This is a genomic window from Polaribacter uvawellassae (assembly GCF_039748955.1).
GTDB classification, from domain to species: Bacteria; Bacteroidota; Bacteroidia; order Flavobacteriales; family Flavobacteriaceae; genus Polaribacter; species Polaribacter uvawellassae.
The window spans coordinates 399,073-423,754 of sequence record NZ_JBDIZN010000002.1 but is presented as its reverse complement, the minus strand read 5'-3'; the positions used below and the strand labels follow the sequence as shown (position 1 = coordinate 423,754).

At 30.6% G+C, this 24,682-nt stretch carries 26 protein-coding genes and 2 tRNA genes; 22 read left to right on the top strand and 6 right to left on the bottom strand.

Annotation, left to right across the window (positions count from 1 at the left end; all coding sequences use genetic code 11):
• Position 1 precedes the first annotated feature (1 nt).
• The 11 genes from infA (at position 2) to rocF (ending at position 8,468) form a co-directional block, all read left to right on the top strand.
• A complete protein-coding gene (gene infA / locus ABDX67_RS06275; protein ID WP_068206835.1) occupies positions 2–217 on the top strand; it encodes a translation initiation factor IF-1 in 216 nt (71 codons plus the stop codon).
• 12 nt (positions 218–229) lie between these two features.
• The gene (ykgO, locus tag ABDX67_RS06270) at positions 230–346 is read left to right on the top strand and encodes a type B 50S ribosomal protein L36 (protein WP_004568720.1); all 117 of its coding nucleotides are present in this window, start codon (positions 230–232) and stop codon (positions 344–346) included.
• Entirely contained in the window at positions 346–720 is a 375-nt protein-coding gene (gene rpsM / locus ABDX67_RS06265; RefSeq protein ID WP_347174108.1) for a 30S ribosomal protein S13, read from the top strand. The genes ykgO and rpsM overlap by 1 nt, the downstream gene beginning before the upstream one ends.
• A gap of 12 nt (positions 721–732) precedes the next feature.
• The gene (gene rpsK, locus ABDX67_RS06260) at positions 733–1,116 is read left to right on the top strand and encodes a 30S ribosomal protein S11 (RefSeq protein WP_347174107.1); all 384 of its coding nucleotides are present in this window, start codon (positions 733–735) and stop codon (positions 1,114–1,116) included.
• Positions 1,117–1,197: 81 nt separating this feature from the next.
• Entirely contained in the window at positions 1,198–1,803 is a 606-nt protein-coding gene (rpsD, locus tag ABDX67_RS06255) for a 30S ribosomal protein S4 (RefSeq protein WP_347174106.1), read from the top strand.
• Positions 1,804–1,900: 97 nt separating this feature from the next.
• The gene (locus tag ABDX67_RS06250; RefSeq protein ID WP_347174105.1) at positions 1,901–2,893 is read left to right on the top strand and encodes a DNA-directed RNA polymerase subunit alpha; all 993 of its coding nucleotides are present in this window, start codon (positions 1,901–1,903) and stop codon (positions 2,891–2,893) included.
• A 60-nt stretch (positions 2,894–2,953) separates the two neighbouring features.
• Positions 2,954–3,427, top strand: coding sequence for a 50S ribosomal protein L17 (gene rplQ, locus ABDX67_RS06245; RefSeq protein WP_347174104.1), 474 nt, complete (start codon positions 2,954–2,956; stop codon positions 3,425–3,427).
• Between the two features lie 163 nt (positions 3,428–3,590).
• Entirely contained in the window at positions 3,591–4,691 is a 1,101-nt protein-coding gene (gene carA / locus ABDX67_RS06240) for a glutamine-hydrolyzing carbamoyl-phosphate synthase small subunit (RefSeq protein WP_347174103.1), read from the top strand.
• A gap of 51 nt (positions 4,692–4,742) precedes the next feature.
• Entirely contained in the window at positions 4,743–6,032 is a 1,290-nt protein-coding gene (gene eno / locus ABDX67_RS06235; RefSeq protein WP_347174102.1) for a phosphopyruvate hydratase, read from the top strand.
• Positions 6,033–6,206: 174 nt separating this feature from the next.
• Positions 6,207–7,493, top strand: a complete 1,287-nt coding sequence (locus ABDX67_RS06230; protein WP_347174101.1) for a citrate synthase — start codon at positions 6,207–6,209, stop codon at positions 7,491–7,493.
• A 15-nt stretch (positions 7,494–7,508) separates the two neighbouring features.
• Entirely contained in the window at positions 7,509–8,468 is a 960-nt protein-coding gene (gene rocF / locus ABDX67_RS06225; RefSeq protein ID WP_347174100.1) for an arginase, read from the top strand.
• Here the strand turns inward: rocF and ABDX67_RS06220 are convergent.
• The 3 genes from ABDX67_RS06220 to ABDX67_RS06210 form a co-directional block, all read right to left on the bottom strand.
• Complete coding sequence (locus ABDX67_RS06220) at positions 8,465–9,604, bottom strand: T9SS type A sorting domain-containing protein (protein ID WP_347174099.1); 1,140 nt, start codon at positions 9,602–9,604, stop codon at positions 8,465–8,467. The genes rocF and ABDX67_RS06220 overlap by 4 nt on opposite strands.
• Positions 9,605–9,606: 2 nt before the next feature.
• Entirely contained in the window at positions 9,607–9,927 is a 321-nt protein-coding gene (locus ABDX67_RS06215) for a hypothetical protein (protein WP_347174098.1), read from the bottom strand.
• A 265-nt stretch (positions 9,928–10,192) separates the two neighbouring features.
• A complete protein-coding gene (locus ABDX67_RS06210) occupies positions 10,193–10,606 on the bottom strand; it encodes a DoxX family protein (RefSeq protein WP_347174097.1) in 414 nt (137 codons plus the stop codon).
• Between the two features lie 129 nt (positions 10,607–10,735).
• Between ABDX67_RS06210 and ctlX the strand changes: the two genes are divergently transcribed.
• From ctlX to ABDX67_RS06190, 4 genes are all read left to right on the top strand, one after another.
• Complete coding sequence (gene ctlX, locus ABDX67_RS06205) at positions 10,736–11,671, top strand: citrulline utilization hydrolase CtlX (RefSeq protein ID WP_347174096.1); 936 nt, start codon at positions 10,736–10,738, stop codon at positions 11,669–11,671.
• 4 nt (positions 11,672–11,675) lie between these two features.
• A complete protein-coding gene (locus ABDX67_RS06200) occupies positions 11,676–12,359 on the top strand; it encodes a PrsW family intramembrane metalloprotease (protein WP_347174095.1) in 684 nt (227 codons plus the stop codon).
• Between the two features lie 297 nt (positions 12,360–12,656).
• The gene (locus tag ABDX67_RS06195) at positions 12,657–14,270 is read left to right on the top strand and encodes a hypothetical protein (RefSeq protein ID WP_347174094.1); all 1,614 of its coding nucleotides are present in this window, start codon (positions 12,657–12,659) and stop codon (positions 14,268–14,270) included.
• Positions 14,271–14,777, top strand: a complete 507-nt coding sequence (locus ABDX67_RS06190) for a hypothetical protein (protein ID WP_347174093.1) — start codon at positions 14,271–14,273, stop codon at positions 14,775–14,777.
• Between the two features lie 40 nt (positions 14,778–14,817).
• On the opposite strand, the gene pafA is transcribed toward ABDX67_RS06190, so the two are convergent.
• Positions 14,818–16,458: an alkaline phosphatase PafA gene (gene pafA / locus ABDX67_RS06185; protein WP_347174092.1), complete on the bottom strand. Its 1,641-nt coding sequence runs from the start codon at positions 16,456–16,458 to the stop codon at positions 14,818–14,820.
• 106 nt (positions 16,459–16,564) lie between these two features.
• On the opposite strand from pafA, the gene ABDX67_RS06180 reads away from it, so the two are divergent.
• From ABDX67_RS06180 to ABDX67_RS06150, 7 genes are all read left to right on the top strand, one after another.
• Entirely contained in the window at positions 16,565–17,305 is a 741-nt protein-coding gene (locus ABDX67_RS06180) for an MlaE family ABC transporter permease (RefSeq protein ID WP_347174091.1), read from the top strand.
• Positions 17,306–18,073 carry an ABC transporter ATP-binding protein gene (locus ABDX67_RS06175; RefSeq protein WP_347174090.1) on the top strand — a complete coding sequence of 256 codons (768 nt, stop codon included), beginning with the start codon at positions 17,306–17,308 and terminating at the stop codon, positions 18,071–18,073.
• Positions 18,074–18,136: 63 nt separating this feature from the next.
• A tRNA-Lys gene (locus tag ABDX67_RS06170) sits at positions 18,137–18,209 on the top strand.
• Between the two features lie 43 nt (positions 18,210–18,252).
• Positions 18,253–18,334 (top strand) — tRNA-Tyr (locus tag ABDX67_RS06165).
• A gap of 97 nt (positions 18,335–18,431) precedes the next feature.
• Complete coding sequence (locus ABDX67_RS06160) at positions 18,432–20,828, top strand: TonB-dependent receptor (RefSeq protein ID WP_347174089.1); 2,397 nt, start codon at positions 18,432–18,434, stop codon at positions 20,826–20,828.
• A gap of 9 nt (positions 20,829–20,837) precedes the next feature.
• On the top strand, positions 20,838–21,371 hold the full coding sequence (locus tag ABDX67_RS06155; RefSeq protein ID WP_347174088.1) for a CIA30 family protein: 534 nt from the start codon (positions 20,838–20,840) through the stop codon (positions 21,369–21,371).
• A gap of 56 nt (positions 21,372–21,427) precedes the next feature.
• Positions 21,428–22,891, top strand: a complete 1,464-nt coding sequence (locus ABDX67_RS06150) for a DUF389 domain-containing protein (RefSeq protein WP_347174087.1) — start codon at positions 21,428–21,430, stop codon at positions 22,889–22,891.
• A 106-nt stretch (positions 22,892–22,997) separates the two neighbouring features.
• Here ABDX67_RS06150 and ABDX67_RS06145 read toward each other — a convergent pair whose 3' ends face one another.
• Together ABDX67_RS06145 and ABDX67_RS06140 are read right to left on the bottom strand one after the other, a co-directional pair.
• Positions 22,998–24,074: a mannose-1-phosphate guanylyltransferase gene (locus ABDX67_RS06145; RefSeq protein ID WP_347174086.1), complete on the bottom strand. Its 1,077-nt coding sequence runs from the start codon at positions 24,072–24,074 to the stop codon at positions 22,998–23,000.
• On the bottom strand, positions 24,064–24,657 hold the full coding sequence (locus ABDX67_RS06140) for a SprT-like domain-containing protein (protein WP_347174085.1): 594 nt from the start codon (positions 24,655–24,657) through the stop codon (positions 24,064–24,066). The genes ABDX67_RS06145 and ABDX67_RS06140 overlap by 11 nt, the downstream gene beginning before the upstream one ends.
• Between the last annotated feature and the right edge of the window lie 25 nt (positions 24,658–24,682).

Genomic DNA, 24,682 nt, shown 5'->3' with positions numbered 1-24,682 from the left:
TATGGCTAAGCAACCAGCAATACAACAAGACGGAACAATAACAGAAGCATTATCAAATGCAATGTTTCGTGTAGAGTTAGAAAATGGACATATTGTTACAGCACATATTTCTGGTAAAATGCGTATGCATTATATTAAATTATTACCAGGAGATAAAGTGAAATTAGAAATGAGTCCTTATGATTTAACTAAGGCCAGAATTACTTATAGATATTAAAAAAAGACACAGATGAAAGTAAGAGCATCAGTTAAGAAAAGAAGTGCCGACTGCAAAATAGTTCGCAGAAAAGGTAGATTATATGTGATTAATAAACAAAATCCTAGATTTAAACAAAGACAAGGGTAATGGCAAGAATAGCAGGTATTGATATTCCAAAGAATAAAAGAGGAGTTATTGCTTTAACTTACATCTTTGGTATAGGAACAAGTAGAGCTAAAGAAGTTTTAGCTAACGCAAAGGTTGACGAAAGTATTAAAGTTCAAGATTGGACTGATGATCAAATCGCAGCAATTAGAGAACAAGTTGGATCTTTCACAATTGAAGGAGAATTACGTTCTGAAGTTCAAATAAACATCAAACGTTTGATGGATATTGGATGCTACAGAGGTATTCGTCATAGAACTGGTCTTCCTTTAAGAGGACAAAGAACTAAGAACAACTCTAGAACAAGAAAAGGTAAAAGAAAAACTGTAGCTAACAAAAAGAAAGCTACTAAATAATAACTAGATATTATGGCTAAAGCAAGTACAAAAAAGCGTAAAGTTATTGTTGAATCTGTTGGTGAAGCACATATTTCAGCTTCGTTTAACAACATCATTATTTCTTTAACAAATAAAAAAGGTGACGTAATTTCATGGTCGTCTGCTGGTAAGCAAGGATTTAGAGGTTCTAAAAAGAATACTCCATATGCTGCGCAAACTGCTGCAGAAGATTGTGCAAGAGTTGCTCATGAAGCTGGACTTAGAAAAGTGAAGGTTTTTGTTAAAGGACCAGGTAATGGTAGAGAAAGCGCAATAAGAACATTACATAATAACGGAATTGAAGTTACAGAAATTATTGATGTAACTCCAATGCCACACAATGGATGTAGACCTCCAAAAAGAAGAAGAGTATAATTAAATTTGAACTAAGTTGGATTTTTAGATTATCGAAGGAGTTTCGCCTTAATTCATAATCCCAACTTTAATAACTAAGAAATGGCAAGATATACAGGACCAAAAACTAAAATTGCCCGTAAATTCGGAGAAGCAATTTTCGGAGATGATAAAAACTTTGAAAAAAGAAATTATCCTCCAGGACAACATGGAAACGCAAAAAGAAGAGGTAAAAAATCTGAATATGCTACCCAGTTGCAAGAAAAACAAAAAGCAAAATACTCTTATGGTATTTTAGAGCGTCAATTCTCTAACTTGTTTAAAAAAGCTCAAAGAGCCGGTGGTATTACTGGTGAGGTTTTATTACAATTATGTGAATCTCGTTTAGATAATGTAGTTTACCGTTTAGGTATTGCAAAATCTCGTAGCGCAGCGCGTCAATTAGTTTCTCACCGCCACATTACTGTGAATGGAGAAATTTTAAACATTCCTTCACATACTTTAAAAGAAGGAGATGTTGTAGCTGTTAGAGAAAAATCTAAATCTTTGGTAGCAATAGAAAGCGCTTTAGCTTCTAATAGCAATGTGTACGAATGGTTAACTTGGAACTCTGATATTTTATCAGGTACGTTTGTAAAAGCACCAGAAAGAGTACAGATTCCAGAGAATATTAAAGAGCAATTAATAGTAGAGTTATACTCTAAATAATAAATTAATCATATTGAAATTTGGCCAAAGGATTTATTTGAACATCTTCACTCTTATAAATCGCGCAACCAAATAACAATTAAAACGAAGAAAACATATGGCAATTTTAAATTTTCAGAAACCAGATAAAGTAATAATGATTGAATCTACAGATTTTTCTGGGAGATTTGAGTTTAGACCTTTAGAACCAGGTTTTGGATTAACAGTAGGTAATGCATTAAGAAGAGTATTATTATCTTCATTAGAAGGTTTTGCAATTACATCATTAAGAATTGATGGTGTTGAGCATGAATTTTCAGCAATTAAAGGAGTTGTAGAAGATGTAACAGAAATGATATTAAACTTAAAACAAGTGCGTTTTAAGAAACAAATAGAAGAAACAGATAAAGAGTCAGTTTCAATCAATATTTCTGGTCAAGAGCAATTAACTGCTGGAGATTTACAACGTTTTATCTCTGGTTTTCAAGTGTTAAATCCTGATTTAGTTATCTGTAATATGGATAAATCTGTGAAACTAAACATGGAAATTTCTATAGAAAAAGGTAGAGGATTTGTACCAGCAGAAGAAAATAAAAAATCAACTGCACCATTAGGAACAATTTTTACAGATTCTATTTACACTCCAATAAAGAATGTAAAATATGCTGTTGAAAATTTCCGTGTAGAGCAAAAAACTGACTACGAAAAATTAATTTTCGATATAGACACAGACGGTTCTATCAATCCTAAAGATGCATTAACAGAAGCTGCAAAAATATTAATTCACCACTTTATGTTATTCTCTGATGAGCGTATCACTTTAGAGGCTGATGAAATTGCACAAACTGAAACATATGATGAAGAATCATTACATATGCGTCAGTTATTAAAGACCAAATTGGTAGACATGGATTTATCAGTTAGAGCTTTAAATTGTTTAAAAGCAGCAGAAGTAGATACTTTAGGAGACTTAGTATCATTTAACAAAAACGATTTAATGAAATTCCGTAATTTCGGTAAAAAATCATTAACTGAATTAGAAGAGTTAGTGATTAATAAAAACCTAAACTTCGGAATGGACTTAAGTAAATACAAATTAGATAGAGATTAACCTTTCATATTTTGCGCCCCAAACAGGGTTGATGCAAGATGAGAGTAAAAAGAAAATGTCATGAGACACGGTAAGAAATTTAATCATTTAGGAAGAAAAACAGCACACAGAAAGGCGATGTTAGCTAATATGGCATGTTCATTAATTGAGCATAAACGTATTAACACAACAGAAGCAAAAGCAAAAGCATTACGTAGATTCGTAGAGCCTTTACTTACAAAATCTAAGAACGATACTACACACAACCGTCGTGTTGTATTTAGTTATCTTAGAGATAAATATGCTGTTACAGAATTATTTAAAGAAATATCTGTGAAGATTGCAGATAGACCTGGAGGATATGTACGTATCATCAAATTAGGAAATCGTCAAGGAGATAATGCTCCTATGGCAATGGTAGAATTAGTTGATTATAACGAACTTTACAATCCTAATGGTAAGAAAGCTAAGAAAACTACTCGTAGAGGTAGAAAAAAAGCTGACACAACTGTTGATGTAGCACAAACTGAAACACCAGAAACTACTGAAGAATAATAAGATGTTTCTAATGAAATCATATAAAAAGGGATAAGCGTTTACGTTTATCCCTTTTTTTTATACAATTTTATAAACAACAAAAGCTTACTAGTTAAGATATTATTACTTTTGTAAGCGAAACGATTGAAATAACAATTACTAAAAGTACACACAACTAATAATGAAATACCAACAACAAAAAAAAGCTTTAGTTTTATTAGCTGACGGAACTATTTTTCATGGTAAATCTATCGGTATTGAAGGAACTGCTACCGGAGAAATTTGTTTTAATACAGGAATGACAGGTTATCAAGAAATCTTTACAGATCCTTCTTATTTTGGTCAATTAATGGTTGCAACAAATGCACATATTGGAAATTATGGTGTTAATGACAACGAAGTTGAATCTGACGGAATCAAAATTGCAGGATTAATTTGTAGAAATTTTAGTTTTACACACTCAAGAGTAGATTCTGATGGAAACCTAAAAGATTGGTTTATCAAACACAATAGAGTAGCGATTTCTGATGTTGATACAAGGGCTTTAGTAGCTTATATTAGAGATAATGGTGCAATGAATGCAATTATCTCTACAGAAGTAGATGATATTGAAGCATTAAAAAAACAATTGGCAGCAGTGCCAGACATGAATGGTTTAGAATTGGCATCAAAAGTGTCAACCAAAGAGCCTTATTTTGTAGGTGATAAAAATGCAACCTATAAAATTTCTGCCTTAGATATTGGTATTAAAAAGAATATCCTAAGAAATTTTGTAAAAAGAGATGCGTATATAAAAGTGTTTCCTTACAATACAAGTTTTGAAGAAATGAGTGCTTTTAAACCTGACGGATATTTTATTTCTAACGGACCTGGAGACCCAGAACCTTTAATTGATGCGCAAAATACAGCAAAAGAAATCATCAAAAGAGATTTGCCTTTGTTTGGTATTTGTTTAGGGCATCAAGTAATTGCACTGGCAAACGGAATATCAACGTATAAAATGCATAACGGACATAGAGGAATCAATCATCCAGTAAAAAATTTATTAACTGGAAAAGGAGAAATTACTTCTCAAAACCACGGATTTGCAATCAATAGAGAAGAAACAGAAGCAAATGAAAATGTAGAAATTACACATGTGCATTTAAATGATCATACTGTGGCAGGAATTAGAATGAAAAATAAAAATGTGTTTTCTGTGCAGTATCACCCAGAGGCAAGTCCAGGACCACACGATGCAGAATATTTATTCGATCAGTTTATAGAAAATATTAAAAAATAAATAAGATTTTTTTATTTGAATTAAAGAAATCTTAACTTAAAAAAGAAAACTATGAGTATTATAATTAACATTCATGCACGTCAAATTTTTGATTCTAGAGGAAATCCAACTGTAGAAGTTGATGTGTTTACAGAAAATGGAGTTTTAGGAAGAGCTGCGGTTCCTTCTGGAGCATCAACCGGAGAACATGAAGCAGTTGAATTACGCGATGGCGGAAAAGCATATATGGGCAAAGGCGTTTTAAAAGCAGTTGCCAATGTCAATAAAATTATTGCACAAGAATTATTAGGAACTTCTGTTTTTGAACAAAACAAAATTGATCAAATGATGATTGATTTAGACGGAACAGCAAATAAATCGGTCTTAGGTGCAAATGCAATTTTAGGAGTTTCCTTAGCAACTGCAAAAGCAGCAGCAAACGAATTAGGAATGCCATTATACAGATATGTTGGTGGAGTTTCGGCAAATACATTGCCAGTTCCGATGATGAATATTATTAACGGAGGATCACATTCAGATGCACCAATTGCATTTCAAGAATTTATGATAATGCCAGTAAAAGCAGAAAACTTTACACAAGCAATGCAAATGGGTTCTGAGATTTTTCATCATTTAAAAAATGTGTTACACGATAGAAATTTAAGTACAGCAGTTGGTGATGAAGGTGGTTTTGCACCCACTTTAGATGGAACAGAAGATGCATTAGATACAATTGCTTTGGCAGTTAAAAACGCTGGTTATTCTTTTGGAGATGAAATTATGATTGCATTAGATTGTGCAGCAGCAGAATTTTATGTAGATGGAAAATACGATTACACAAAATTTGAAGGAAAATCAGGAAAGATAAGAACCAGCCAAGAACAAGCAGATTACTTAGCCGAATTGGTAGAAAAATATCCAATTATTTCAATTGAAGACGGAATGGATGAAAACGATTGGGATGGATGGAAATACTTAACAGATAAAGTTGGAGATACAGTACAATTAGTTGGAGACGATTTATTTGTAACTAATGTAGAGCGCTTGTCTAAAGGAGTTGAAAACGGAATTGCAAATTCGATTTTAATTAAAGTAAATCAAATTGGAACCTTAACAGAAACTATTTCTGCTGTAAATATGGCGCACAACGCGAGTTATACATCTGTAATGTCTCACAGATCTGGAGAAACAGAAGATAATACAATTGCAGATTTAGCTGTGGCATTAAATTGTGGTCAAATAAAAACAGGGTCGGCTTCTCGTTCAGATAGAATGGCTAAGTACAATCAGTTATTAAGAATCGAAGAAGAATTAGCAAATACAGCATATTTTCCGAAGGAAAAAGCTTTTAAAATAAAGTAAATTTATTTTTACAAAAGTAAAAACCTTATAATTCATTTTATAAGGTTTTTTTTATGCTTAAAAATAAGTTAAATATATGTTTTTATGTTAAAATTCTATCTCACTTGACTTTTAAAATCTTTGAAAAATTGGTATCTTCGCAGTTCACTTCATAATTAAAACAAGTTAGAAATAATGTCAGATAAAGCTACCATAAAAATAGACGGAAAAGAGTTTGAATTTCCTTTAGTTACAGGAACAGAAAATGAAACAGCAATTGATATTAAAGATTTAAGATCGGTAACTGGTGGAATTGTTACAATTGATCCAGGATATAAAAATACTGGCTCTTGTGAAAGTGCAATTACATTTTTAGATGGTGAAAAAGGAATTTTAAGATATAGAGGATATTCTATAGAAGAATTAGCTGAGAAAGCAGAATTTCTAGAGGTAGCTTATTTATTGATTTTTGGAGAATTACCAACTTCAGAACAATTAGAAAAATTTAAACAAGATATTTGTGCACAATCTATAGTAGATGAAGATATTAGAAAAATAGTAGATGCATTTCCTAAATCTGCACATCCTATGGGTGTAATTTCTTCATTAACTTCAGCTTTAACAGCATTTAACCCTTCATCTGTAAACGTTGATTCTGAAGAAGATATGTATAAAGCTATTGTTAAAATATTAGGTAAATTTCCAGTACTTGTAGCTTGGACTATGCGTAAAAAACAAGGACTTCCTTTAGATTATGGAGACTGTAGTTTAGGCTATGTAGAAAATACTTATAAAATGATGTTTAAACAACCAAATAGTGACTATGTCATGAACCAAGTTGTTGTAGATGCATTAAATAAATTGTTAATCTTACACGCAGATCACGAACAAAACTGTTCTACTTCTACAGTAAGAATAGTTGGATCTTCTCACGCAGGATTATTTGCTTCTCTTTCTGCAGGAATTTCTGCACTTTGGGGTCCACTTCATGGTGGTGCAAACCAAGCTGTATTAGAAATGTTAGAAGCAATTAAAGAAGACGGTGGTGACACAAAAAAATATATGGCAAAAGCCAAAGACAAAAATGATCCTTTCCGCTTGATGGGATTCGGACATAGAGTTTATAAAAATTTTGACCCAAGAGCTAAAATTATTAAAGTAGCTGCAGATGAAGTTTTAAATGATTTAGGTATTGATGATCCTATTTTAGATATTGCAAAAGGTTTGGAACAAGAGGCTTTAAATGATCCTTATTTTGTTGATAGAAAATTATATCCAAATGTAGATTTCTATTCAGGAATTATTTATCGTGCGATGGGAATTCCAGTTGAAATGTTTACAGTAATGTTTGCTTTAGGAAGATTACCAGGTTGGATTGCTCAATGGAGAGAAATGCGTTTAGGAAAAGAGCCAATAGGAAGACCAAGACAAGTTTATGTTGGAGAAAAGTTAAGAAGCTTTACAGCTATTAAAAAAAGATAATAAACATTTTAGAACATGTTAAATTCAATAAAAATAATTAAGAATAGATCTGATATTGGAGCCGGAACTCGTGGTTCTGATATGGGAATTGACGCAATAGAAATTGCTGCTATAAATAAAAATAATAATTATTTTGACCAGTTTGAATTTACCGATGTAACTACAGCCAACGAATCTATTTATAATAAAGTAAAAAATTCTTTCGCAAAAAGAATAGATAGTGTGTTAATGCAATGTACCCGACTAAGCAATCATGTAAAAGTTACGTTGCAAGAAAAAACTTTTCCAATCGTTTTGTCAGGAGATCATTCTTCTGCTTTAGGTACAATTAGTGGTGTTAAAGCTGCGTATCCTAAAGAAACTGTTGGTGTGGTTTGGATTGATGCGCATGCGGATATTCACTCACCTTATACATCACCATCAGGAAATATTCATGGAATGCCATTGGCAGCAGCTTTATCTCAAGATAATTTAGACTTTCAAATAAATGAAGTAAGTAGAGAAACTTCTGATTTATGGGAGCGAATGAAAAATATTGGTATTCTTGGAGCAAAAATAGCGGCAGAGAATGTGGTATATTTTGGAGTTAGAGATACAGAAGAGCCAGAAGAAAAACAAATTGAAAGCCTTAAAATAAAAAACTATACAGTTTCTGAAACTCGTTTTAAAGGTTTAGAAAAATGTGTAAACGAAGCTTTAGAAAAACTATCTAATTGCGATGTTATTTATATTTCTTTTGATGTAGATTCTATGGATTGTGATATGGTTTCTTACGGAACAGGAACACCAGTTTCTAAAGGTTTTGATCAGCAAGAAGTAACACAAATAATGAATCAAATTATTGAGTCAAAAAAAGTAGTTTGTGTAGAGTTTGTTGAAGTAAATCCGTTGTTAGATTTAAAAGGAAATGTAATGGCAGAAACAGCATTCGAAATTTTGGATGACGTTACTAAAACCATAAAAAAATCACTTTAATTTTTTATAAATTTTTTAGTAATTATTGTATTGTTTTTTGATACAATTTTTAAAAAATAAACTCCAGTAGTTAATTCTTTAATTTCAATTTGATTGCTGATTATTTTTTGAGTTAAAACAATCTTTCCATTTACATCAATTAAAGAAAGGTGTTTAATGTCTAATCCTTCAATAAACAAAATTTCTTGTGTAGGGTTCGGAAATATTTTTAAATTATTTGATTTGTATTCTTCAATATTTAAAGCAGCAAACGAACCATTATCAAATCGATATAATTTTTGGTTAAAAACAATTGGATTTCCATTTATAAAGGTGCTCACTTTTTCGCGAGATAAAAAATATTTTTTATCATTAATTACTGTAACCCCTTCAGTTTGACTAGCTCCTAATTCGGCATTAATATCTGTTTGTTCTATAATTCCGCTAAAAATATCATCATTTATAATTGAGTTAATTTGTACATGAATTAAAAAAGGTTTTCCTGTTTGATATGTATAACCACACAATAAAAAACTGTCATCATCTTTGTTATACGTAGAACCAGTTATCAATCCGTTGGAGTTATACGAACTTACTTTTTTGGCTGAATGATTTCCAATAGTTTTCGGAATTGTGTACGCATTTACAGTTTTATCTTTCCAGTTTTTTGTAAAAATAACCAACTTGTCTTTATAAATAGAAATCGCTTCTGCATCAAAATTTGAGTTATATCTTTGCAAAGTAAAATCCGTTTGATCCTCGTAACTAAACGTAATTGTTTCTGATGTAATACTTGTGTTATTTGTATAATCAGACTTTAGAATTCTATAAATTTTTAAATCTTTTCTATTGCCATTATTGTTTCCAAAATCGGCAATATAAATGTACATTTCATCTTGCGTAATATCTTCCCAATCTACATTTGTTGCGTTAGAAATATTTATAGTTCTAACAATATTTCCAGAAATTGTGTCCAATTCATATAAGTTAGCAGCATCGCCAGAATCGTTATGTGTAATTAATTTTCCGTTAAAAAAAAGCAATCCAGAAGTTTCTGAAATCGTATTAGGTAAATCATATTTTTCTGATATATTTTCTATTTGAGCTTGTAAAGTAGCACAAAGTAAGAAGCAACAGGTAATTAATATGTATTTCATAACTATTTTGGATCTAAAGTCATAACATAATCATAGCTTTCATTTAATAAAGAAACAACAAGTTTAGAATTGGTATAAAGGTTTTCGGGAATTAAGATATAACCTTTCATAATTGCTCCGTATGATTTGTAAATCGTTGTATTAAATTTTTCAATGTATTTTTCTTGAACTTCTTTAGAAAACCGAATTCCGATTTCGCCAGCTTTATTAAATAATGAAAACATATAACCGTTTGCAGAAGTATAAGGCATGGTTTTTCCTTTGCGCTCAAAACGATTGCAATTGGCTACAAAAGCGTCGTATATTTTTAAATCTTTGTGCATTTGTATTTTTAATTTAGTTAATTTGTTTGCTTATGATTTTGCGGAATTTTAGCAAAGTGTTATACACTAGGATTAACCATTTATAGTGCAAATTCTAACGCATTTGCACAACAACTGGCTGTCTGCTATATTTTTATGTAATCATAGGTTTGTTTAAATATATAAATTTAAATCTAAACTTTTATTAATTCATGTGTTATAAACATTGTTCTACTGAATATCTTTCAAATGTTAAGTAAAAAGGACTAAAATGTTTCATTCTCTATTATTTTGATTTCAAATAATTATCCAATGATATTTTGTCGGTTCCATGAAAAAACAAAGCTAGACATCCAAATAACATTGCTAGTGCAGGTGTCATTCCTTCAATTGTGTCATCTATTCGGATATGAACAAAAATCAATGCCACTATAAAATTTATTGAAATTATAAAAGTGGTAAATCTTAATTTGTATCCTATTAATATTAGAATTGAACCGAAAAATTGGACATAAACTGAAATAACTGCGCTTGTTAATGGAAAATAAAAATTGTTAGAATTTAAGAAATGAGAAAATTCAATCATTTTCTCCCAACTCAAAATATTATCAATTACTCCATAAAGTAATCGACAGCCTATAAAAACTCTTAGCAAGAAGATTCCAATGTATTGTTTTTCTTTTAAATACTTTTCTATCATTTTAACACTTAATATTTACTTTTGCTCTATAGATAAAATAGGTGTAATGTTTTTTATTGCTAAAAACAGTTATTAACGAAGTTATCTAAAAAAGCATTTAGAAACAAACCAAATTATTAACTTTGCAACATGCAACAAACAACAAATACAATTTTAATGGTTCGCCCAGTTGGTTTTCGAATGAACGAACAAACGGCGGTAAATAATTATTATCAACAAGAATTAACAGATACTTTACCAGCTACAATAAATGCAAAAGCGCAAAAAGAATTTGATGATTTTGTAATAAAATTACAGAAAAACGGAGTAGAAGTTGTTGTTATACATGATACAGAAAAACCAAGTACACCAGATTCTATTTTTCCAAATAACTGGATTTCTTTTCACGAAAATGGCGATGTTGGTTTGTATCCGATGTTTGCAGAAAATAGAAGATTAGAGCGTAGAGAAGATGTTTTAGAAATACTAGAATCTAAAGGGTTTGTAATAAAAAATATTGTTGATTATACCGATGCTGAAGAAGAAGCTGTTTTTTTAGAAGGAACTGGAAGTATGATTTTAGACAGAGAAAACCAAAAAGCATATTGCGCATTATCGCCAAGAGCAGATGAAGAATTATTTATCGAATTTTGTGAAGATTTTGAATTTACTCCAGTTGTTTTTACCTCAAATCAAACAGTAAATAATCAAAGAGAAGCCATTTATCATACCAATGTTATGATGTGTGTTGCAGAACAATTTGCAATTATTTGTTTGGCTTCTATCGATGATAAAAAAGAGCGCAAAAATGTCATCAAACATTTAAAAGAAAACGGAAAAGAAATCATTGATATTACCGAGCAACAAGTAAATGCTTTTGCAGGAAATATGTTGCAAGTAAAAGGTGCAAATGAGCAACGTTTTTTAGTTATGAGCTCATCGGCTTATCACTCGTTAAGAAAAGAACAATTGCAGAAAATAGAAAAATACAACCCGATTATTCATAGTTCTTTAGAAACCATTGAAACTTGTGGTGGAGGAAGTGCACGTTGTATGATGGCAGAGGTTTTTTTACCAAAAGAGTAAGTTTATGACTTTATTAGCATTGGCGTTAGCACCAGCGATTGTAATAATAATTTATATTTATGTTAAAGATAAATATGAAAGAGAACCGATAAAATTTGTGCTTAAAAATTTTGGTTTAGGAGCATCAGCAAGTATCATTATCACATTAATTATTGGATTAATTCTTAAAATGATTTTTCCAACTGCAGATCCGTTAAGTGTTGCTCAGCAATTCTTAAAAGCATTTGTTGTAGTAGCGTTGGTAGAAGAATTTTCTAAATATATTATTGTTAGATATTACGCACAACGCAATAAAGAATTTGATGAACCTTTTGATGGAATTGTCTACGCAGTAATGGTTTCTATGGGTTTTGCAGCCCTAGAAAACATTATGTATGTATTTCAATTTGGAATGGCAAACGGGATTGTAAGAGCTTTTACAGCAGTTCCTGCGCATGCAACTTTCGGAATTTTAATGGGTTATTTTATGGGGAAAGCAAAATTTGCTGCTACCAAAAAATATAAAATTAGATTGAATTTAACAGGATTATTTGCCGCAACAATCTTTCATGGAGCGTATGATTTCTTTTTGTTTATCAACTTTATTCCTGGTATTTCTATTGGTGCTTTTGTATCTTTGGTAATCGGAATTATATTGTCTAGAAAAGCAATTAAAAAACACCAAGCGAGATCTCAGTTTAAGCATTGAGATATTAAAAATCTGCGTTTTCATTTTTCAATATTTTTTATAACGGTTTAAAAATTGATTTTTTATAAAAATTATAACTTATTGATTTACAGACCAATGAAATTGATGCTCTCACGGTTTTCCGTGAGTTAACTCACGGAAAACCGTGAGAAGAAAAATACCCCATTTATGGGGATTGACAAGAGCGCTTTTTTATTGATATTTATAACAATATTAATTTTAAAAATATAATAAAATGAAAAACAAAAAATTGCTAATTATTTAAAAACAGGAATCCTTTTACTTGGAGTTTCTGTATTGCTATGGAATTGTGAGAAAGAGGAATTCATCAATGAAACTGAAACCTCAGAACATCAAGAATTAAATTCACTACAAAAAATTACTTTTGAAGATCTATTTCACGATAGAACATTTACTAAAATAGCAAAGGAGTTTGAAATTGAAGATAGAATTTTAAGAAAAAATGATAATGATTTTAAAAGTAAAGGAGCTAATAATGATTTTGAAATTGATACTCAATCTATAATAAAAATTAAAAAAGAAAATTACACATCCTATACTTTTGTTGTTAAGCGTAATAATTTGCCAAAAAACACTATTGAAAATCTAATAATTGAACAAAAAACAGATACAATTAGAGGTTTTTTTGTTAGATATAAGTTTTCTGATGATTATATTAAAAATTCCTTAACACAAAAAAATCTTCCGTTTGAAGGAACAGTTCAAAGAACTAGTTATCAAAAAAATATTAATAAATTATTGGAAAGTTTAACAAAGAAAAGTAATCATTACTCTAAAGCTTTAGAGTGCTTTACTACCTCTTATACTGTAAGAGTAAAGTGTTTTTCAGGAAAACATGAAGTTGAAGAAAATTGTCAATATATTGGTAAATCGGGTGCAGCTTATAATTATACTCTAAGTAATACAACATGTACTTCTGGAGGAAATACAGGATGGGGAGTTGAAGTTGATTTTGGGGATAATACAAATTCAGGAGGAGGGACGACAAGTAATACAAATAATGACTCTAATACTTCAATAAATTTTGCTTGTGATAACGAATTTCATGGATGTGATAAAGTAGCTAGGCAATTAGCTTCAAGATTAGGCTTAGATAGCTCTCTTTTACTTGGTTTGTCAGAAGAAAACTTAGAGAAAATAGAAGAAATAGCAACAATGAAAGAGGATTTATCTACTGTTATTGATTCTCCAAACTTTGACCCATTAAATGATACATGGCTAAAAGTAATGAGAGAGTTTGCTAAACTAGTTGAGTATACAAAAAATTTCAGCAAAGATGTATATGATAAACTTACAGAACAATTAGATACTAAATTAAGTAATACTTTGAGAAGTGTTGCAAAGCAATTATATGCCGACTCGCCAAGCACAATGTTAGAATATAAGAAGGAAGAGAGGTTTAAGTACAATGGTAAACAAGGTGTTGCTATTTTGTTAGATGAGTTTGCAACTGGACTAGGAAAAGACGAAAGACCCTTTTCTGCTGATTATGATATAACAAAACAAATGATAGCAGGAAATGTACAAAATGACATTAAAGCTGATTTCTTAAAAGAACTTAACGATAAAGGCTTAACCTTTAGTCAATTTATTGCTAATGGCACTGTAGAAGATGGAAGTTATAGATTTAGTCCTGATCACACAGGGGTCGTAGATTCTTTTAATAAACATGTAAATGCAAATTGGGTGCAATTTTTTATAGGAGGCGCTAGCACTAACTATTATCCTAGCTCCGATCCAGGTTTTATCATTGTTGAACTTGCCAATGATACTAGTAGAAAATCGCTACTTTTACATGTGGGAAACAGTTATGATAGAGATGGAACGGGGAATAATAGACCTCTTTCTACAATAAAACAAATATTTAGATTCAAATTAAAAATTCAATAAATGAAATTAAAATCACTAAAAATAAAAGGTAAATTATATTTTTACATGTTGTTTTCCATTATCTTTTTTAGCAATTGTTATCTGATTCCATGTAATCTTGATTCTGGACTTAATGAATTAAATATAAAACAAGAAGATGATTTTTTTATAGGGGAATATGTTGTAGAAAAAGTAATTAATAATAGTTATAATTTTAAAATTAATAATACTATAATTAAGTTAAATAGAGACGGTACGATAGAGATGAAAAATATGCCAATAAAAGTTTTTGACTTAAAGAGAATAGATAAAGAAATAAATGTTAAAGGTACTTGGAGACAAAATTTTATAGAAGACCGCCGAGAAGATCGTTATTACATGCCTACAAATTTAGAGTTTGATAATAATTCTGATATAAGAGTTGTTTTAAGAACTATAAAAATTTATACCAAGAACAACAAACCTGTATTGTTTATTGAGTTTGGAGACCCTGATGAATGTACTGCAATTAGATTTATAAAAAAATAAATTCATTATTTTAAAAGCTTCACTTTTAAGTGAAGCTTTTTTACTTCAACGCTTCATCAACAATATCTCCAGTAGTTCCATTCGGAAATTCTATTTGTAATAAATTAGCAATCGTTGGTGCAATATCTGTAACTGTGTGTGCTTTTTTAGAAACGCCTTGTTTAATTCCGTTTCCGTAAAAAATAATTGGTACGTGCGTATCGTAGCTGTATCCAGAACCATGTGAAGTTCCGGTTTTAGAAGCTCCAATTAACGTTGATGGCAACGGAATTAAAAGCACATCACCAGAAAATTTTTGATTGTATCCCTTTTGTAATTTCTGCAAAATACCGTCTGTAAAATGCGTTGTTTGCATTGTTCTTGCAGTTACAGCTTTGTATATGTTATCAAAATTGATAATTTCATCAGCAATTTTTTGAGCAACGGTATGTACATCTAATTTTAATGCTGCTATCTTTTCTTTATTTAAAAATAGTTGAAAGTTTGAGATGTTTTCTACCAGTTTATCAGATTTAAAATGTTTTAAAGTAATTCCGTTTATATATTCTCTTAGTTTTCTAGAACTGATATAATGTGCCGGAATTTTTTCTGATTGTAAATACGAAGGCACTTGCACAGCAGCATGATCTGCAGTTAAAAACAAGGTATAATTTCCTTTACCTACCTCAGTGTCTAGATAAGTAAATAAGCTTGCTAAATCTTTATCTAAACGTAAATAATTGTCTTGAACTTCTTTAGAAGCAACACCAAATTGATGTCCGATATAATCTGGAGTTGAATAACTTATTGCTAAAAAATCTGTGAATTCAGATTTTCCTAAGTTTTCTCCTTTAATTGCAGCCTTTACAAAATCCGTTGTAAAGGAATTTCCAGCAGGAATTGCTTTTATCATTTCGAAATGTCCGTTTTTCTCTTTTAAAGTCGGAATGTCATAAGGGAAAGTTGGTGTTTCTTTTCCATTAAATTTTCCTTCAAACGGATTGTCATCGGCTAAACTTTCAGTGTAGGTATTTATATCATATAAGGTATTCCAAGGTTGAGCCATGTATTCTGCAATTTTACCCGAATTATTAAACTCGTTTACCCAACTTGGTAATTCGTCCATATAATAAGAACTGGTAATCCATTTTCCTTCTTTTTTTCCTTCTAGCCAATACGCTCCGTTTGCTGTATGTCCGCCAGGTAAAACAGCAGATCTATCTTTAATGGCAATACTAATTGTTTTTCCGTTCATATTTTGCGCCAATCGCAATTGATCTGTAATTGTTGTGGTTTGCATTCTGTTCGGAGATTTTTTTCCGCCTTTAGAATCAACTCCAACGCTTGTATAAGTATCATCATCTACACAATAAATATATTTTTTAGCATATTTATCGTACCAACTATTTCCAATAATTCCATGATTTTCTGGAGTTGTTCCAGTATAAACAGATGTATGTCCAACCGCTGTATACGTCGGAATATAATTGAAATGTGCATTTTCTAAAGAGAAACCGCCATTGATAATTCTTTTAAATCCGTCTTCGCTATATTTATCAGCAAACCGTGTTAAATAATCGTAACGCATTTGGTCAATAACAATTCCGATAACTAATTTTGGCTTTTTTGGAGCTGTTTTTTCTTGTTTACAACCAGAAAAGATTAGTAGTGATAAGAATACAAATACAATAGAGTTTTTCATTACGATAGGTTTATGTGAATCAAAAATAAATATTTTAATTAAGAATACTACAATTTTAAGGACTGTTAATGATAATTTAATACTTTAGCAGATAGAAAATGAATACATGAATTATCTAGAACATATTGGTAAGTATTTTATGATGCTTAAACAGGTTTTTAGAAAACCTCAAAGAGCTCGTGTTTTTAGAGAGGCGTTATCTCGAGAAATTGAAGAACTTGGTATAAAATCTATTGGTATTATTGCGTTTATCTCTTTTTTTATTGGTGGAGTTATCGCTTTGCAAACGGCATTAAATTTAAACAATCCTTTAATCCCAAAATCTTTAATAGGATTTGCAGCAAAAAGATCTATCATTTTAGAATTTGCGCCTACATTTTGTTCTATTATTTTGGCAGGAAAAGTGGGATCTTATATTACATCGAGCATTGGTACAATGAGAGTTACAGAGCAAATTGATGCTTTGGAGGTTATGGGAATCAATTCTTTAAACTATTTAGTATTGCCAAAAATAATTGCTACTGTTTTCTTTTATCCTTTTTTAATTATTCTTGGAATGATTTTAGGAATTTTTGGCGGATGGCTTGCTGGTACATTAACAGGTTTGTTTTCTGGAGTTGATTATATTGAAGGATTGCAAACAGATTTTGATCCATATTTAATACAATATTCAATCATTAAAACATTAATTTTTGCGTTTATTATTGCAACAGTTCCTTCTTATCAAGGATATTATGTAAAAGGTGGTTCTTTAGAAGTTGGTAAAGCAAGCACTAGATCTGTAGTTTGGACAACGGTTTTAATTGTAATCTGCAATTATTTATTAACTCAAATGCTATTAACTTAAATGATTGAAATAAAAAATTTGCATAAAGGATTTAGCGGAGTAGAAGTTTTAAAAGGGATTTCAACCACTTTTGAGCCAGGGAAAACCAATTTAATTATTGGACAAAGTGGTTCTGGTAAAACCGTTTTTTTAAAATCATTAATAGGTTTACACACGCCAGAAAAAGGTAAAATTGTTTTTGATGGACGTGTAAATACTGAAATGAATTCTGATGAAAGAAGACAACTGCGCCAAGAAATTGGTATGGTTTTTCAAGGAAGTGCATTGTTTGATTCTCAAACAGTAGAAGAAAATGTAATGTTTCCTTTAAAAATGTTTACGAAAAAATCAGACAAAGAAATGTTAGAACGCGCAAATACTGTTTTAGAAAGAGTTGATTTGATTGGTGCTAACAAAAAATATGTAGCAGAACTTTCTGGAGGAATGCAAAAAAGAGTTGCCATTGCAAGAGCAATTGTAATGAATCCTAAATATTTATTTTGTGATGAACCCAATTCAGGTTTAGACCCGCAAACAGCAACTATCATTGATAACTTAATCAAAGAAATTACAGAAGAATATCAAATTACTACGGTAATTAACACACATGATATGAATTCTGTGATGGAAATTGGAGAAAAAATATTGTTTCTTAAAAACGGAATAAAAGCGTGGGAAGGAAGCAATACAGAAATCTTTAAAACTGACAATGAAGCAGTTGTAAATTTTGTGTATAGCTCTAATTTATTCAAGAAAGTACGTCAAGCATATTTAAACGAAACAAATTAAAAAAAACATTTGTTTATTTAGATATTGCTACTATATTTGCACCCGCTAAGACAAAAGAAAAATGACCTGGTAGCTCAGTTGGTAGAGCATCTCCCTTTTAAGGAGAGGGTCCTGGGTTCGAGCCCCAGCCCGGTCACAAAAAGCTTCTCATTTCGAGAAGCTTTTTATTTGAAATTTTTGGTGAGATACTCAAGTGGCCAACGAGGGCGGACTGTAAATCCGCTGACTACGTCTTCGCAGGTTCGAATCCTGCTCTCACCACAACTTTATAAAGCAGTTTACTTTTTGTAAACTGCTTTTTTTATATCAACTATTTAACGTACTTTTGTTTAACAAAATAATAAAAAAATTAAACAAAATGAAAAATAGGTTTTTTTTAATACTATTATTAGCGTGTTCATTTCAATTATTTTCTCAAGGAACCATTAAAGGAAAAGTTATTGATGGTAAAACAAGAGATGCATTACCTTTTGTTTCTATTCTAATATTAAATACGCAAAAAGGTGAAACTACTGACGAAAATGGGAATTTTACTATTACAAATACGCCTTTAGGTTATTTTAAATTACAAGTATCTTTTATTGGTTACGAAACTGTTATAACAGATGATTATTTGGTTACAAATGATAAAATTCCGTTTGTAACTATTGAACTTTTTGAAAAAGCATCTACTTTAGATGAGGTTGTTATTAGAAGTAAATTGTTTAAAAAATCACTTGTAAGTCCGTTGTCTTTACAAACACTTGGGGTTGTAGAAATAGAAAAAAATCCTGGAGGAAACAGAGATGTTTTAAAAGTAATACAATCTTTGCCTGGAGTGGCATCTAATCCTGGTTTTAGAAACGATATTATTATAAGAGGTGGAGCAACATCAGAAAATAAGTTTTATGTAGATGGAATAGAAATTCTGGTAATTAATCATTTTCAAACACAAGGTGCATCTGGCGGGCCAGTTGGAATTATCAATGCAGATTTAATTAGAAAAGTAGATTTTTATTCAAGTGCTTTTCCTGCAAATAGAGGAAATGCTTTGAGCTCTGTAATAGAGTTTACTCAAAAAACAGGAAACCCAAACTCTTTAAATACTAGAGCAACTTTAGGAACTTCTGATGCAGGAGTTACATTAGATGGACCAATCGGAGATAGCACAACATTTATTGCTTCAGTTAGACAATCGTATTTGCAATATTTATTCAAATTGATAAAACTACCTTTTTTACCAACGTATAACGACTTTCAAATCAATGTAAAAACAAAACTAGAGAATAACGATGAAATATCTTTTATTGGGTTAGGTGCAATAGATAATTTTGAATTGAATGAAAGTGTTAATGATGGTGTAACAGACGAAGAAACGATTAAAAGAAATGGATATATTTTAAGTAATATTCCGGTTCAAGAACAATGGAATTATACTGTTGGAGCAAGATATAAGCACTTTGGAGAAAACTCAAATCAACAATACGTTTTAAGTAGAAGTGTGTGGAATAATAATTCTACCAAGTATTTTAATAATTCTGGAAATGCAAATGATTTGTTATTAGATTATACATCAAAAGAAATTGAAAATAAATTTAGATTTGAAAATAACGTCAACTTAAATGATTTTAGTATTAACTATGGAGTTGGTTTAGAACAAGCAAATTATTCGAATACAACATTTCAAAAAGATGCAAATTCGCAGGGAACAGCTACACAAAATTTTTCATCAGAATTAGACCTATTTAAATATGGTATTTTTGGTCAAATATCAAAAAATTACTTAAATTCTAAATTAGGAATTTCTTTAGGTTTAAGATTAGACGGAAACAATTACAACACTTCTATGAATAATGTGTTTAATCAGTTTTCTCCAAGAATTTCAGCAACGTTTGCTTTAAATGATAAATGGTCAATCAATTCTTCTGTTGGTAGATATTATCAATTGCCAACATATACATCTTTAGGGTTTAGAAATAATGCAAACGTGTTGGTAAATCAACCACATTTAAAATACATACAATCAGATCACTTTGTTTCTGGGTTAGAATTTAAACCAGATGCTAGCTCAAAAATTACCTTAGAAGGTTTTTATAAGGCGTATTCTAATTACCCCTTTTCTGTGAGAAATCAAATTAGTTTGGCAAATTTAGGAGCAGATTTTGGTGTTGTTGGTAGCGAAGAAGTTACTTCTACATCAAAAGGTAAAGCCTATGGTTTTGAGGTTTTTGCGCAGAAGAAATCGTATGAAGGTTTGTACGGAATTTTATCGTACACTTTTATAAGAAGTGAATTTCAGAATCAATTAAATCAATACATTCCGTCTTCTTGGGACAACAAGCATTTATTAACTGTTACAGCTGGAAAGAAGCTAAATAATAATTGGGAAATCGGATCAAAATTTAGATTAGTCGGCGGAAAACCTTATTCGCCTTATGATTTAAATGCGTCATCTATAATTGCAAATTATGATGTTGCAAATAGAGGAATTTTAGATTATACTTCATTAAATTCTGAACGTTTTGGTACCTATTCTCAACTTGATTTACGAATTGATAAAACGTGGTTTTGGAGCAAATTTTCATTAAATTTTTATGTAGATGTACAGAATGTGTTGGCAAGTAAATCTAACGGTCAATCGTTTTTATTACCAACGGTTGATGCAAACGGAAATAAAGTAATTAACGCAAACGATTCTTCTAGATATGTTTTAGAAGAAGTAGAAAGTACAAGCGGAAATGTGTTGCCTGGATTCGGATTTATAGTAGATTTTTAATTTTTAAGAATGTTATATCAAATTCATATTTTAATATTTATGACAATGATTACAAATGAATTAATTTTTGATTTCAACCAGCAAAATAGCAATTCTGATTGGGTAATTTTAGATGATGTTGTTATGGGAGGAAGATCTTACGGGAATTTTAAAATAAATAAAAATGGTCACGGACAGTTTTTTGGAACTATTTCTACAGAAAATAATGGCGGTTTTTCTTTGGTTAGATATCGATTAGATAAAAAGGATTTAGAAAAATATTCAAAATTTATAATTACTGTAAAAGGCGATGGAAAAGCGTATCAGTTTAGAGTAAAAAACAATCAAAATGATTCTCACTCATATATTTCAACTTTTCAAACAACTTCAAATTGGCAAAAGATAGAAATTCCATTTTCAAAAATGTATCCTGCATTTAGAGGACGAAAGTTAGACATGAAAGCGTATCAAGGAAAACAACTCCAAGAATTAGCATTTTTAATTGGAAATAAAAAAGCAGAAAATTTTCTGTTAGAAATTGATAAGATCGAAATAATTAAATAATCATTTAAACATTTTCTTTTTGTATATTTCCAATGTTTTTTAATCACAATTTATAGATGGAAGAAAATAATATTCAAGACGAAGCTGTAGAACAAGCAAAACAAGACATTCAAAAAGATGCAAAAGGTTTGTTTAAAGGCATCAAAAAATTTCTAATAGAATTATTAGATTTTCGCCAAGATACAGATCATCAAGCTACAATTGAAGCAATAAAAATTGATATTCCGTTTAAAGGAGCAACTGCTTGGATTTTAATCTTTGCAGTCTTTGTAGCATCCATCGGATTAAACGCAAATTCAACCGCTGTTGTAATTGGAGCCATGTTAATTTCTCCATTGATGGGACCAATTTTAGGAATTGGAATGTCTATTGCAATCAACGATATTGATACTTTAAAAAAATCACTAATCAACTTGGCAACCATGATTGTGCTGAGTTTAATTACTGCTTTTTTATTCTTTTATATTTTTCCCTTAAGTGAAGATAATTCTGAATTATTAGGACGTGTTCGTCCAGATATTAGAGATGTTTTAATTGCCTTTTTTGGTGGATTAGCTTTAATGGTTGCCAGAACTAAAAGAGGAACTGTAGCATCAGTAATTTTTGGAGTTGCAATTGCAACTGCTTTAATGCCACCATTGTGTACTGCTGGTTATGGATTGGCGCAAGGAAATTGGAGTTACTTTTTTGGTGCCATGTATTTGTTTACGATTAATACAATTTTTATTGCGTTGGCAACATTTTTAGTATTAAAACTATTGAGTTTTCCAATGCTTAAATATGTGAATTCTGCAAAAAGAAAACGTACTGCCCAATTAGCTTCTGTGTTGGCAATTGTTGTAATGATTCCTGCGGTCTTTACCTTTATTACAGTTTATAAAGAGAGTCAAATGAACAATCAAATATCAGCATTCATTAAAAATGAGGTTAAATCAAATCAGTACTTACAATTGATAGAATATGAAAGAGATTTAGATAAAAAAGAAATTAAATTAAATTTCTTTAACGAGGTTGATGATGCCACAAAAAATGCGTTGACAAATCAATTAGTGAGTAATAATAGCTATAGAAATTTAAAAGAATTTCAACTAAGTATTAAAGGAAGCGATACAAAAAGTTTTGAGTTGATTACGACTGCGTATAAAGAGAAAAGACAAGAACTAGAAGATAGTAAGAAAATTATTGATGGGCTTAGAGTTGAGATTGAAGATTTAAAAAGCACTATTTCTATTTTAAATCAAAATATAGAACAAAAAGCAGCATTGAATAACGAAAAAGCAATAGCATTTAGTAGAATTGCCAAAGAAGCTAAAATACGTTATTTAGATATTGAGAAAATAGGTTTTTCTAAAGTACTTTCTTCTAGTGATTTTATCAAAATTGATACGATTCCGTTAGCAACTGTTAAATGGAATGCATCTATAAAAGATAGTATTATAAATCTAAAAGAATTGGAGTTAAGAAAGTGGATGCAAACCGAAATGAAACTCGATACTTTATTTATAAAACGAGAAAAGTAAACTTAAAAAGTAATGCTAAGATGCAATATCGAGCGGAGTCGAGATGTAATTAAAAGTTAGTTAATGATTAGTTCTCGACTCCGCTCGAATAGACAACCGAGTTCTTTTATACATAATCTTCACCAAAAGTAGTCTTTACTTCAGATGTAATTTCTTTAATATCTTGTTCTGCACTTTTTGGACAAATAAGTAAAACATCGTCTTTTTCTACCACAATAAAATCGTGCAAACCTTGTATTACAACACGCTTTCCAGATTGTGTTTTTACCATATTTCCGTTGGCATCTCTAAAAATTGTTTCTGCACCAACAACAGCATTTTCTTGTAAGTCTTTTTTTAACTTCTGATACAAAGAACCCCAAGTTCCAAGATCGTTCCAGCCAAATTCCACAGGTAAAATCTGCACATTATTTGCGCGTTCCATAATACCGAAATCAATAGAAATGTTTTCTGCTTTTTCGTAGTTTTTGTTGATAAAGTCAGCTTCTAAATCTGTATTCCAATTTTGATTATTTTGGTTAAACAAACCCATCATTTCTGGTAAATATTTTTCAAAAGCAGCAATAATACTTTTTGCAGACCAAACAAAGATTCCGGCATTCCATAAATAATCACCACTATTTAAAAATTTTGTTGCAGTTTCTAAATCAGGTTTTTCTGTAAACTGTTTTACTTTTTTAATTTCAGAATTGTTTTCTTCAAACTGAATATATCCATAACCAGTATTTGGCGAATTTGGTTGAATTCCCAGCGTCATTAAAATATCATTTTCAGCACACGCATTAAATGATGTTTCAATATTTCTAAGAAACTCAGTTTCATTTTCTATCCAATGATCCGAAGGCGCAATTAACAACACTGCATCTGGATTTTGATTGTAAATTTTTAAAGCCGACCATAAAATGCAAGGCGCTGTATTTCGCATTGCAGGCTCTAATAAAACTTGCTGTTGGGTTACTTGAGGTAATTGTTCTAAAACCAAATCATTATAACGAGAATTGGTAGCAATTAAAATGTTTTCAGACGGAATTAAATGATGAATTCTGTCAAAAGTTTGTTGTAACAAAGATTTTCCCGTTCCCAACATGTCATGAAACTGTTTTGGGAATTCTTGTGTGCTAATTGGCCAGAATCTAGAGCCAACGCCACCAGCCATAATTACTGCATAATAGTTATTCTTCATAAATTTCAACTTCTACATTTTGATTGAATAAATACACTTTTCCGTTTTTGGTTTGAAAGCATTCAAATCGTGTTCTTCTTTTATTTCCTCGTTTGTATATCGCATTTTTAAAACGAAACAAACTTCCGTAAGGAACTTCAAAGATATAATTCTTTCCGGTTTCTTTGGTGAACTCTTTAAATGCTAACGATAATTTAACGTCTGCATCTGTACTTGCTTTCGGATTTTTTAAATAATTGGCTAAAATGGGTAAAATGTGTTTGGGAAAAATTTCTGGTTGTAAAAATGGCAACATTAAATGTTGAAAAATAGTTTTCCATTCTTTTCCGTGTGGCTGTACTCTTCCAAATTTTTGATAGGTTACATGATGTGCAATTTCGTGAATCAATGTTAATAAAAATTGATATTGATTTAAGCTGTTATTAATAGTGATTTGAAATCTTCCGTCAGGCATTTTTCTAAAATCGCCATGTTTTGTTAGTCGTTGATTTACAATTTTTAACGTAAAATGATGCTGCTCAATTAAATATTGAACAATCGGAATTGCCTTTTCTGGAATGTATGTTTGATAATTATTTTTCAAATGTCTTATCTGTCAGTTCGAGTGA

Excerpts from the sequence above, each read along its gene's own strand:
- infA (WP_068206835.1), top strand. The coding sequence starts at position 2 with ATGGCTAAGCAACCAGCAATACAACAAGACGGAACAATAACAGAAGCA.
- ykgO (WP_004568720.1), top strand. The coding sequence starts at position 230 with ATGAAAGTAAGAGCATCAGTTAAGAAAAGAAGTGCCGACTGCAAAATA.
- rpsM (WP_347174108.1), top strand. The coding sequence starts at position 346 with ATGGCAAGAATAGCAGGTATTGATATTCCAAAGAATAAAAGAGGAGTT.
- rpsK (WP_347174107.1), top strand. The coding sequence starts at position 733 with ATGGCTAAAGCAAGTACAAAAAAGCGTAAAGTTATTGTTGAATCTGTT.
- rpsD (WP_347174106.1), top strand. The coding sequence starts at position 1,198 with ATGGCAAGATATACAGGACCAAAAACTAAAATTGCCCGTAAATTCGGA.
- ABDX67_RS06250 (WP_347174105.1), top strand. The coding sequence starts at position 1,901 with ATGGCAATTTTAAATTTTCAGAAACCAGATAAAGTAATAATGATTGAA.
- rplQ (WP_347174104.1), top strand. The coding sequence starts at position 2,954 with ATGAGACACGGTAAGAAATTTAATCATTTAGGAAGAAAAACAGCACAC.
- carA (WP_347174103.1), top strand. The coding sequence starts at position 3,591 with ATGAAATACCAACAACAAAAAAAAGCTTTAGTTTTATTAGCTGACGGA.
- eno (WP_347174102.1), top strand. The coding sequence starts at position 4,743 with ATGAGTATTATAATTAACATTCATGCACGTCAAATTTTTGATTCTAGA.
- ABDX67_RS06230 (WP_347174101.1), top strand. The coding sequence starts at position 6,207 with ATGTCAGATAAAGCTACCATAAAAATAGACGGAAAAGAGTTTGAATTT.
- rocF (WP_347174100.1), top strand. The coding sequence starts at position 7,509 with ATGTTAAATTCAATAAAAATAATTAAGAATAGATCTGATATTGGAGCC.
- ABDX67_RS06220 (WP_347174099.1), bottom strand. The coding sequence starts at position 9,604 with ATGAAATACATATTAATTACCTGTTGCTTCTTACTTTGTGCTACTTTA.
- ABDX67_RS06215 (WP_347174098.1), bottom strand. The coding sequence starts at position 9,927 with ATGCACAAAGATTTAAAAATATACGACGCTTTTGTAGCCAATTGCAAT.
- ABDX67_RS06210 (WP_347174097.1), bottom strand. The coding sequence starts at position 10,606 with ATGATAGAAAAGTATTTAAAAGAAAAACAATACATTGGAATCTTCTTG.
- ctlX (WP_347174096.1), top strand. The coding sequence starts at position 10,736 with ATGCAACAAACAACAAATACAATTTTAATGGTTCGCCCAGTTGGTTTT.
- ABDX67_RS06200 (WP_347174095.1), top strand. The coding sequence starts at position 11,676 with ATGACTTTATTAGCATTGGCGTTAGCACCAGCGATTGTAATAATAATT.
- ABDX67_RS06190 (WP_347174093.1), top strand. The coding sequence starts at position 14,271 with ATGAAATTAAAATCACTAAAAATAAAAGGTAAATTATATTTTTACATG.
- pafA (WP_347174092.1), bottom strand. The coding sequence starts at position 16,458 with ATGAAAAACTCTATTGTATTTGTATTCTTATCACTACTAATCTTTTCT.
- ABDX67_RS06180 (WP_347174091.1), top strand. The coding sequence starts at position 16,565 with ATGAATTATCTAGAACATATTGGTAAGTATTTTATGATGCTTAAACAG.
- ABDX67_RS06175 (WP_347174090.1), top strand. The coding sequence starts at position 17,306 with ATGATTGAAATAAAAAATTTGCATAAAGGATTTAGCGGAGTAGAAGTT.
- ABDX67_RS06160 (WP_347174089.1), top strand. The coding sequence starts at position 18,432 with ATGAAAAATAGGTTTTTTTTAATACTATTATTAGCGTGTTCATTTCAA.
- ABDX67_RS06155 (WP_347174088.1), top strand. The coding sequence starts at position 20,838 with ATGTTATATCAAATTCATATTTTAATATTTATGACAATGATTACAAAT.
- ABDX67_RS06150 (WP_347174087.1), top strand. The coding sequence starts at position 21,428 with ATGGAAGAAAATAATATTCAAGACGAAGCTGTAGAACAAGCAAAACAA.
- ABDX67_RS06145 (WP_347174086.1), bottom strand. The coding sequence starts at position 24,074 with ATGAAGAATAACTATTATGCAGTAATTATGGCTGGTGGCGTTGGCTCT.